The sequence below is a fragment of the Roseibium aggregatum genome, from assembly GCF_014692675.1.
Taxonomy (GTDB): domain Bacteria; phylum Pseudomonadota; class Alphaproteobacteria; order Rhizobiales; family Stappiaceae; genus Roseibium; species Roseibium aggregatum_C.
Map to the genome: position 1 here is coordinate 1 of NZ_JABFCZ010000054.1, position 8,641 is coordinate 8,641.

General features: G+C 60.9%; 9 protein-coding genes. 2 read left to right on the top strand and 7 right to left on the bottom strand.

Annotated elements, in window-relative coordinates:
• On the top strand, positions 1-105 hold a 105-nt coding region (locus HK439_RS25865; protein ID WP_190294388.1), incomplete at its 5' end, for a transposase domain-containing protein.
• A gap of 63 nt (positions 106-168) precedes the next feature.
• The gene (locus HK439_RS25870; protein ID WP_190294389.1) at positions 169-411 is read left to right on the top strand and encodes a hypothetical protein; all 243 of its coding nucleotides are present in this window, start codon (positions 169-171) and stop codon (positions 409-411) included.
• Between the two features lie 21 nt (positions 412-432).
• Here HK439_RS25870 and flhA read toward each other — a convergent pair whose 3' ends face one another.
• The 7 genes from flhA to HK439_RS25905 form a co-directional block, all read right to left on the bottom strand.
• Entirely contained in the window at positions 433-2,610 is a 2,178-nt protein-coding gene (gene flhA / locus HK439_RS25875; RefSeq protein ID WP_190294390.1) for a flagellar biosynthesis protein FlhA, read from the bottom strand.
• A 65-nt stretch (positions 2,611-2,675) separates the two neighbouring features.
• The gene (locus HK439_RS25880; RefSeq protein ID WP_190294391.1) at positions 2,676-4,031 is read right to left on the bottom strand and encodes a sigma-54-dependent transcriptional regulator; all 1,356 of its coding nucleotides are present in this window, start codon (positions 4,029-4,031) and stop codon (positions 2,676-2,678) included.
• 11 nt (positions 4,032-4,042) lie between these two features.
• Positions 4,043-4,381 (bottom strand): flagellar motor switch protein FliN, encoded by a 339-nt coding sequence (gene fliN, locus HK439_RS25885; protein ID WP_190294392.1) that lies wholly within the window; start codon positions 4,379-4,381, stop codon positions 4,043-4,045.
• Positions 4,378-5,076, bottom strand: a complete 699-nt coding sequence (locus HK439_RS25890; protein ID WP_209012082.1) for a FliH/SctL family protein — start codon at positions 5,074-5,076, stop codon at positions 4,378-4,380. Before HK439_RS25890 ends, fliN begins: the two co-directional genes overlap by 4 nt.
• Positions 5,077-5,111: 35 nt before the next feature.
• Positions 5,112-6,161, bottom strand: coding sequence for a flagellar motor switch protein FliG (gene fliG / locus HK439_RS25895; protein WP_190294394.1), 1,050 nt, complete (start codon positions 6,159-6,161; stop codon positions 5,112-5,114).
• Between the two features lie 2 nt (positions 6,162-6,163).
• Positions 6,164-7,780 carry a flagellar basal-body MS-ring/collar protein FliF gene (gene fliF, locus HK439_RS25900; RefSeq protein WP_190294395.1) on the bottom strand — a complete coding sequence of 539 codons (1,617 nt, stop codon included), beginning with the start codon at positions 7,778-7,780 and terminating at the stop codon, positions 6,164-6,166.
• Positions 7,781-8,142: 362 nt separating this feature from the next.
• Complete coding sequence (locus tag HK439_RS25905; protein WP_190294396.1) at positions 8,143-8,418, bottom strand: DUF1153 domain-containing protein; 276 nt, start codon at positions 8,416-8,418, stop codon at positions 8,143-8,145.
• Positions 8,419-8,641: the final 223 nt, after the last annotated feature.

Genomic DNA, 8,641 nt, shown 5'->3' on the forward strand with positions numbered 1-8,641 from the left:
CAGCTTGATCCCCACGCCTGGCTCACACAGACCCTCGAGCGCATCGCCAACGGTTGGCCCAATAGCGACATCGGCGCTCTCATGCCCTGGAACTACAAGAGCTGAACGGCCGCAGCTTCGCGCTTACAATTAAGCAGCTGTTAACCATAGATCTTCAATAGTGTGCTTATGGCAGCTATCGGAAACAACTACGCCAAGCGACACGCGGCTCCGACCCTCAAGGAGATCAACAAGGCGTGGTCGAATCAGCGGCGCAAGTCGATCCAGAAGTCCCAAAACATCCGCTCGCAATTCTCCTCGTCCATCTTCACGACGAACGTTCTGGTTTCCCAGCGGCAGACGGTCAGTGCCATCAAGGGTGCTTATTCCAGCATGGCCAGCGCCATGGCGCGGGTCAATATTCTGGTCTGAACCCGGAACCGGACTTTCTTACTAAATAGAACTGATCGTCTTGAGCTTCACACGCGGGTGGATCTCGCCCTGGCTCATGACCGTTGTATGCGCGCGGAAACGTTCCACGATGGATCGCACGAACGGACGGTTCTGCGGCGACGTCAGCAGCACCGGCACCTCGCCGTCCTGGGCGGCAGCTTCGAAACGGTCGCGCACCAGGCCGACGAATTCCTGCAGCTTCGACGGCTGCATCGCCAGCTGGCGGTCCTCTCCTTCGCCCACGATCGATTCCAGGAAGGCCTGCTCCCACTGGGGCGACAGGGCGATCAGCGGCAGGTAGCCGCCGGGAGCCAGGTTTTCCGCGCAGATCTGCCGGCCGAGCCGCGTACGCACATGCTCTGCGATGTTGTTGGTGTTGCGCGTCATGCCGACGGCTTCCGACACCCCTTCCAGGATCGTGCCCAAATCGCGCACGGACACCCGTTCGCTGAGCAGTGTCTGCAGGATCCGCTGGATGCCGGACACGGTGATCTGGCTCGGGATAAGGTCGTCGACCAGCTTGGCCTGTTCGCCCTGCAGTTCCTTCAGGAGCTTCTGCACGTCGCCATAGGTGAGAAGTTCGCTGATGTTGTTCTTGATGGTCTCGGTCAGATGGGTCGACAGCACCGTCGCCGGATCGACGACCGTGTAGCCGCGCAGCGAGGCATCCTCCCGGTACTGGGCCTCCACCCAGGTTGCCGGCAGGCCGAAGGTGGGCTCGGTCGTATGGGTTCCGGGCAGTTTCACCTGTCCGCCGGCCGGATCCATCACCATGAAATGGTTCGGATAAAGCATGCCCCGTCCGGCCTCGACTTCCTTGACCTTGATGATGTAGTCGTTTGCGCCGAGCTGGATATTGTCCAGGATCCGGACCGGCGGCATGATCACGCCCATGTCGCCGGCGATCTGGCGGCGCAGCGCCTTGATCTGTTCCGTCAGCTGATCGCCACCCGACTGATCCTTGCCGTTGATGAGCGGCAGCAGCGCATAACCGAGCTCGATCCGCAGCTCGTCCATCTTGAGCGCGTCGGTAATCGGCGGCTCGGGCGGCGGCGGCGGAGCCGCCGCAATCGCCTGCTTCACCGCTTCCTTGTGTTCGGCCTGCTTTTTCTGCGAGCCGACCTTGTAGGCGAGATAGCCGGCAAGGCCGGCCAGTCCCAGGAACGGGATCATCGGCATGCCCGGAAGCAGCGACAGGATCACCATCACCGCAGCCGACATGCCGAGCGCCTTGGGGTAGCCGGTGAACTGGCTCACCAGGGCCTTGTCAGCCGCTCCCTGCACGCCGGCCTTCGACACCAGCAGGCCGGCGGCGGTCGAGACGATCAGCGCCGGGATTTGCGAAACGAGTCCGTCGCCGATGGTCAAAAGCGTGTAATTGTTGGCCGCTTCGGAGAAGGTGAGCTTCATCTGGGCCACACCGATGAAGATGCCGCCCAGGATGTTGATGAAGGTGATCAGCAGGCCGGCGATGGCGTCGCCGCGAACGAATTTGGACGCACCGTCCATGGCCCCGAAGAAGGAGCTTTCGTCTTCCAGGGCTCTTCGGCGCGCCCGCGCCTCGCCCTCGTCGATCAGGCCGGCGGACAGGTCCGCATCGATCGCCATCTGCTTGCCGGGCATCGCGTCCAGGGTAAAGCGCGCGGCAACTTCCGCGATACGGCCGGACCCCTTGGTGATGACGACGAAGTTCACGATCACCAGAATGGCGAAGACGATGATCCCGATAACGAAATTGCCGCCCATCACCAGGTTGCCGAATGTCTGGATCACCTGGCCGGCAGCGGCCGTGCCCTCGTGGCCATTGGCCAGGATCAGCCGGGTCGAGCCCAGGTTGAGACCGAGCCGCAGCATGGTCGCAATCAGGAGAACCGTCGGAAACGACGAAAACTCCAGGGGCTTCTGGATGAACAGGCCGGTCATGAGGACCAGAACCGAGAAGATAATGGAAACCGCCAGGAAGACGTCCAGCATCATCGGCGGAATCGGCAGGATCAGAAGCGTCAGGATGACGAGAATACCGACGCCGAGGCCGACGTCGCCGCGCTTCAGCGACTGCACGATGCCCGCAAACGAAAAATAAGACCCGGAAGCCGCGGGCGCTCCCTGATCCGCCGCCTCGCCACCCTGGGGCGCTGCTGCGACCGGCAATCCTTCGTCTGCTGTCGTGTCCGCCATTATCTGCTCTTGACCAAACCGCTACCGATACCTGTGTGCGTCTTCAAACCGATGTTTCCCGCGCCTCAACCGGCACGCATCTCTCCGGGGCCCGGAACCCTGACCCCTTCATCTGTGTACTGATTGAGCTTGTTGCGCAGGGTTCTGATGGAAATCCCGAGGATCTTTGCCGCATGGGTCCGGTTGCCCAGGCAGTGATCCAGCGTGTCCAGGATCAGGTCCCGTTCGACATCGGCCACGGTCCGCCCGACGAAGGCGCGTGTCACCGCTTCCGCAGCCTGCGCGGCCCGTTCCGCCGGACCTTTCGAAACGGTGATCGGGCTGCCGTCCGGCATCCGGATCGCTTCCGCTCCGATCTCGTCGCCATTCGCCAGCAGCACCGCCCGGTGCATGGTGTTTTCCAGCTCGCGGACATTGCCCGGCCACGGGTTGACCATCAGCGCCTGGCGGGCCTCGCGGGACAATTCGCGAACGGGAACCCCGTTGGCCTTGGAATAGTGCTCGATGAAGAACTTCGCCAGTTCCAGGATATCCGCCGGACGTTCCCGCAGGGCCGGTATTTTCAGATTGACCACGTTGAGCCGGAACAGAAGATCCTCGCGGAACGTCCCCTGGCGCACGCAGTCCGCCAGATCCCGGTTGGACGTCGCCAGAATACGGATATTGACCGGAACCGGACGCGTGCCGCCGACCCGGTCGATCACCCGTTCCTGAATGGCGCGCAGGAGCTTCGCCTGAAGCCGGACGTCCATCTCCGAAATCTCGTCGAGCAGAAGCGTTCCGCCGTCGGCCTCCTCGAACTTGCCGATCCGGCGCGCCACGGCGCCGGTAAAGGCGCCTTTCTCGTGACCGAACAGCTCCGATTCCAGAAGGTGCTCGGGGATCGCAGCGCAGTTGATCGAGATGAACGGCTTCGATGCCCGGTTGGAGCACTTGTGCACGTGCCGGGCAATCACCTCCTTACCCGTTCCGGATTCGCCCGTAATCAGCACCGAGGCATCGGAGGGCGCCACCTGCTCGGCCAGTTTCACGACCGCCGCCATCGTGTCGTCGCGGTAGATCATCTCGCCCCGTTCCTGGGCGACGGCCGCGAGCACGGCCGCGATCAGTTCCGGATCCGGCGGCAGGGGGATGTATTCCTTGGCGCCGGCCCGGATGGCGGAGACGGCCGCCTGTGCGTCCGTCTCGACACCGCAGGCAACCAGCGGCACATGCAGGCGCTCGTTCTGCAATTTCAGCAAAAGGCCCGCGATATCCAGATGGACATCGACCATCAGCAGATCTGCGCCCTGCCCGGCGCGCAGCACCTTCAACGCACTTTCGATGTCATTGGCGTGGGTGACCTTGGCCCCCCGCTTCATGGCGATCTGGGACGCCACCGTCAGCTGACCGCCCAATGAACCAACAATCAAGAGCCGCATGACTGTCTCCTCTAGCGATCCGTTTTGATGATTTCAGTCATGGTCACGCCAAGCTTGTCCTCGACAAGCACAACTTCACCGCGGGCGACCAGGCGATCGTTCACATAGATATCGATGGCCTCACCCACCTTCCGGTCGAGTTCCAGAACCGTTCCCGATGCCAGTTTCAACAGATCGGAAACATGCATCTTGGAATGTCCGAGCACGGCCGAAATGCGGACGGGGACATCAAACACAGCCTCCAGATCGGCGGCCGACTGCGGCCCGCTGGCCTCCTCCTCGAGACCGCCGTGACGGTCCGGAGCCTCGAGTTCGTCGAGCGGAATGCCTGCGTCTTGTTCGTCGCTCATGCGTCGGTTTCCTTTCCGCGGCCTGGTTCAGCCTGCGACCTGTGCGCCTTCGCGCTGTCTGCCCGGGCCTGCAAATACGCCCTGATACTCGCATCGATCTGCCGTTCGAGCGCCTTGCGGTCCCGAAGAATGCCTCCGTCCGCCCACTCGATATGGCAGTCCCCCCGGACGATCTCGGGCTCGCCCAGGATCACGAGACGTCCTTCAAAACCCTTTTCATGGACGATCGGATCGACCCTCTTCTTCAGGCCGTCCACGTCCTTTTCGGCAACCCGTATCACCAGATGCGGCGACCGCCGCAAAGGGCCGAGGCATTGCGTGACCAGGGCCACCGTTTCGGCCAGCGGCTGGCGGGCGATCAGATGCGCGCACAGCCTGCGGGCGATCAGGAAGGCCAAGCTGGTCGCATCCTTTTCCTGGGCAACCTGTTGCTCTTCCAGTTCCTCCATCACGTTTCCGACGGCCGCAACCAGACGGCCGACTTCTTCGGTGAGGCGGGTTTCCTGCGCGCCGAGATGGTCCTGCGCCGCCTGGGCCTTGCCTTCCTCGAAGGCCTGCGCCCGGGCTTCGGCCATGAGCCGCTCATGGTCGCTGACCGGCATCATCGGAATTTCCGGCTCCACCGGAGCAGCAACCTCCGGCTCCTCCGGTGCGGAGAAGTCACGGTTGAACAGGAATTTGGACGGGTTTGTCATGCTGCCCATCGGTTTGTAAGTGTTAGCTCCCTGCATCAGTAGATGATTTCATCATCACTCTTCGACTTGGAGATCATGATCTCGCCCTTGGCCGCGAGATCCTTGGCGGTGTTGACCATGCCGGTCTGGGCTTCATCCACATCGCGCAGGCGGACGGGCCCGAGCGCGTCCATGTCGTCCTTCAACATTTTTGCCGCGCGCGACGACATGTTGCCGAAGAAGAATTCCCGTGCGGCATCGGTCGAGCCCTTGAGCGCAATCGCCAGGCGATCCTTTTCCACGTTGCGCAGGAGGGTCTGGGCGCTCGCCGCATCCAGCTTGATGAGATCGTCGAAGGTGAACATCAAGGTCTTGATGCGGTCGGCGGCTTCGCGGTTTTCCTCTTCGAGCGCGGCAAGGAACCGTGCCTCGGTCTGGCGGTCGAAGTTGTTGAAGATTTCGGCCATCATCTCGTGACTGTCCCGGCGCGACGTATTCGTCAGGTTGGACATGAATTCCACACGGAGCGTCTGTTCGACCTTCTCCAGAACTTCCTTCTGCACCGCATCCATGCGCAGCATGCGGCTGACGACCTCAAGCGCCAGCTCTTCCGGCAGAATCCCGAGGACGCGCGCGGCATGATCGGAATTGATCTTTGAAAGAACCACCGCGACGGTCTGCGGATATTCGTTCTTGAGGTAGTTCGCCAGAACGTTTTCCTGAACGTTCGACAGCTTTTCCCACATGTTCCGGCCGGCGGGACCGCGGATTTCCTCCATGATGATGTTGACGCGGTCGCCGGGCAGGAAGGAACTTAAAAGACGCTCGGTCGCATCCACATTCCCCGTCAGCGCGCCCTTGGAGCTGATCTTGCGGACGAAATCGACGAACAGGGCTTCCAGCATTGACGGCGTAACCGGACCGAGGTTGGCCATGGCGGCCGAAACCTGCCGGACCTCGATTTCATCGAGCTTGTCCCAGATCGGCTTGCCGTGGCTCTCTCCAAGCGCAAGCAGCAGGACGGCTGCGCGCTCGGCGCCTTTCAGCTCGCGCTCTTCCTGGTCGGCACTGACCGTAAGCTGTCGTTGAAGCTGGTCAGCCACCATGATCAAGCCGCCTCATCGAGCCAGCCGCGCACGATGGTGACGGCTTCTGTCGGATAGTCCGCGATCATCTCGCCCACCTTGGCGATGGAACTTGCCTGCAGCGCGCCCTGCTGCTTCGCCTCTTCGAGCCACTCGATCCTGAAGTCCTCATCATCATCCTTTTCGTCCGCAGGCACTTCCGTCTCCGCGACCAGGGTGCCGTCCGGGCCGATCACCAGCTCCTGGGGAAGCGTTTCCTCAGGCGTCACGATCCTCCGCAGCAGCGGACGGACAACGAAGAGCAGGAGAAGAAGGGAGATCAGGAGCAGGACACCGAGCTCGGAGAAGCGCAAGATGTCGTCCTTGGTGAACTCGAACAGCCCACCGGTTTCCGTCGTCAGATCATTCTGCGGCGGTACCGCGAACTGCAGATTGATCACCTCGACCACGTCACCGCGTTTTTCGTCATAGCCGACGGCCGAACGCACCAGAACCGCGATCCGGTCCAGCTCTTCCTGGCTACGCGGCGAATAGACGATATCCCCGTTCGCATCCGGACCGTAGGTACCGTCGACCAGAACGGCCACGGACAGGCGCTTGACCCGACCGGCCTCGACGATTTCCGTCTTGGTCGACTTGGAGATCTCGTAGTTGACGATCTCCTCCGTCGAACTGGACTGGTCCTGCTGTCCGCCGTTGTTGTCGTTCGCCTGCGCATTGGGCAGTTCGTTGCCGACGGTGACCTGCCCCTGCTGATCGGTGCTGGAAGAGGCCTCTTCCTTCGTCTGGGTCGAGCGGACCACCTGTCCGTCCGGATCGTAGATTTCCTTCGTTTCCGTCGTCCGGTTGAAATCGACATCGGCCGCAACGCGCACCCTTGCCCGGCCCGGACCGACGACGCTGTTGAGGATCTCCTCGACCTGATTGCGCAGCCGCGCCTCGACGCCGTTGACCCGCTCCTGCAGGTTCGTGGACACCATGCCTTCCGCATTGCCATCGACGCCGTCGGCAAGCAAACGGCCCGCCTCGTCGACGATGGACACCCGCTCCGGCTTCAACCCCTCGACCGCGGTTGCCACAAGGTGCTGAACCGCCCGGATCTCGCCCGGACCGAGAGCACCGCGCACTTTAAGGACGATCGACGCGGACGGCGGACGGCGGTCGCGCTGAAACAATTGCCGTTCCGGGATCACCAGGTGGACACGCGCCGCCTTGATCCGGTCGATGGCGGTGATGGTTCGCGACAGCTCCCCTTCCAGGGCACGCAGGTGATTGATGTTCTGGACGAAACTCGTGGCTCCCAGGGTGTCGGTCCGGTCGAAGATTTCGTAGCCGATCGACCCGCCGGTGGGCAGACCGTCTTCGGCAAGCTGCATCCTCAGCCGCGCAACCTGCTCCTTGGGCACCAGGATCGTGCTGCCTTCCCGTGCCAGTTGATAAGGCGTGCCCAGGGATTCCAGCTGATTCACGATCGCTCCGGAATCCTCAAGAGACAGCTCGGAATAGAGCGTCGTCATCTGCGGGGACGTGACCCGGAAAATGATGAACGCGAAGACCCCGATCAGAATTGCGGCAACGGCGCCCATTGCCGCAATTCTTGCCGGTCCCAATGTCCTGATGAATTCGATTAAACCGTTCACGAATGCCCCGTTCGCATCTTTGCCCGAAATCGAATCTCGCGCAGATCCGATCTTGCCTGCATCCAGCCGCAACCAATAGGCAAAATTTGCCGCGCAGAAGGTTAACAAGAAGTTAATGAAGCAGGTGCGCGGGACCGGAATCGGCGGACTTCCGCCAAACTTGATTATGCAATTTGCAATTCAGATGGGGAAAAACTGCCCAGCGCGTTAACCATTTATCCACGATAACATCGAAAGCAAAGGCAATTATACCGATCGCTGGGCCAGCGCGATTTTGCCGGCCGGCAAAATGCAAAAAGGCCGGCGCAAGCCGACCTTCAAAAGACGCTTCCGGAGCGTCCGCCACATCACCTGACGGGTGATTAATTGCGATACTGCTGAATGCGTGTCGCTCGCAGACCGGCAAGGCCGTGCTTTTCGATGGAACTCTGCCAGGACAGGAATTCCTCGACCGTCAGGGTATACCGCTGACAGGCTTCTTCCAGGGATAGAAGTCCCCCGCGAACCGCAGCGACGACTTCCGCCTTCCTGCGGATCACCCAGCGCTTCGTCGAGGTGGGCGGAAGGTCCGAGATCGTCAACGGGCTTCCGTCGGGACCGATTACATATTTTACACGCGAACGAATCTGTTCGGTCATTGTACTCTCACACTAACCATGACCAAGGTTGAGTTTGAGACTACGACCTTCTGCTTAAAATTTACCTAAGCCGCCATAGAGATCTTGTTAACTAAGAAATGTCGAATTCATGAATGATATTTAAGATTCGGCGCCTGATAATCTTTAAAACTTTAAACAAAATATTTGATTTTGTTAACCATATGGATTTTTCAATGCAATTTGCGATTCAGCCCCGCAGATG

Excerpts from the sequence above, each read along its gene's own strand:
- HK439_RS25870 (WP_190294389.1), top strand. The coding sequence starts at position 169 with ATGGCAGCTATCGGAAACAACTACGCCAAGCGACACGCGGCTCCGACC.
- flhA (WP_190294390.1), bottom strand. The coding sequence starts at position 2,610 with ATGGCGGACACGACAGCAGACGAAGGATTGCCGGTCGCAGCAGCGCCC.
- HK439_RS25890 (WP_209012082.1), bottom strand. The coding sequence starts at position 5,076 with ATGACAAACCCGTCCAAATTCCTGTTCAACCGTGACTTCTCCGCACCG.
- fliG (WP_190294394.1), bottom strand. The coding sequence starts at position 6,161 with ATGGTGGCTGACCAGCTTCAACGACAGCTTACGGTCAGTGCCGACCAG.
- HK439_RS25880 (WP_190294391.1), bottom strand. The coding sequence starts at position 4,031 with ATGCGGCTCTTGATTGTTGGTTCATTGGGCGGTCAGCTGACGGTGGCG.
- HK439_RS25905 (WP_190294396.1), bottom strand. The coding sequence starts at position 8,418 with ATGACCGAACAGATTCGTTCGCGTGTAAAATATGTAATCGGTCCCGAC.
- fliN (WP_190294392.1), bottom strand. The coding sequence starts at position 4,381 with ATGAGCGACGAACAAGACGCAGGCATTCCGCTCGACGAACTCGAGGCT.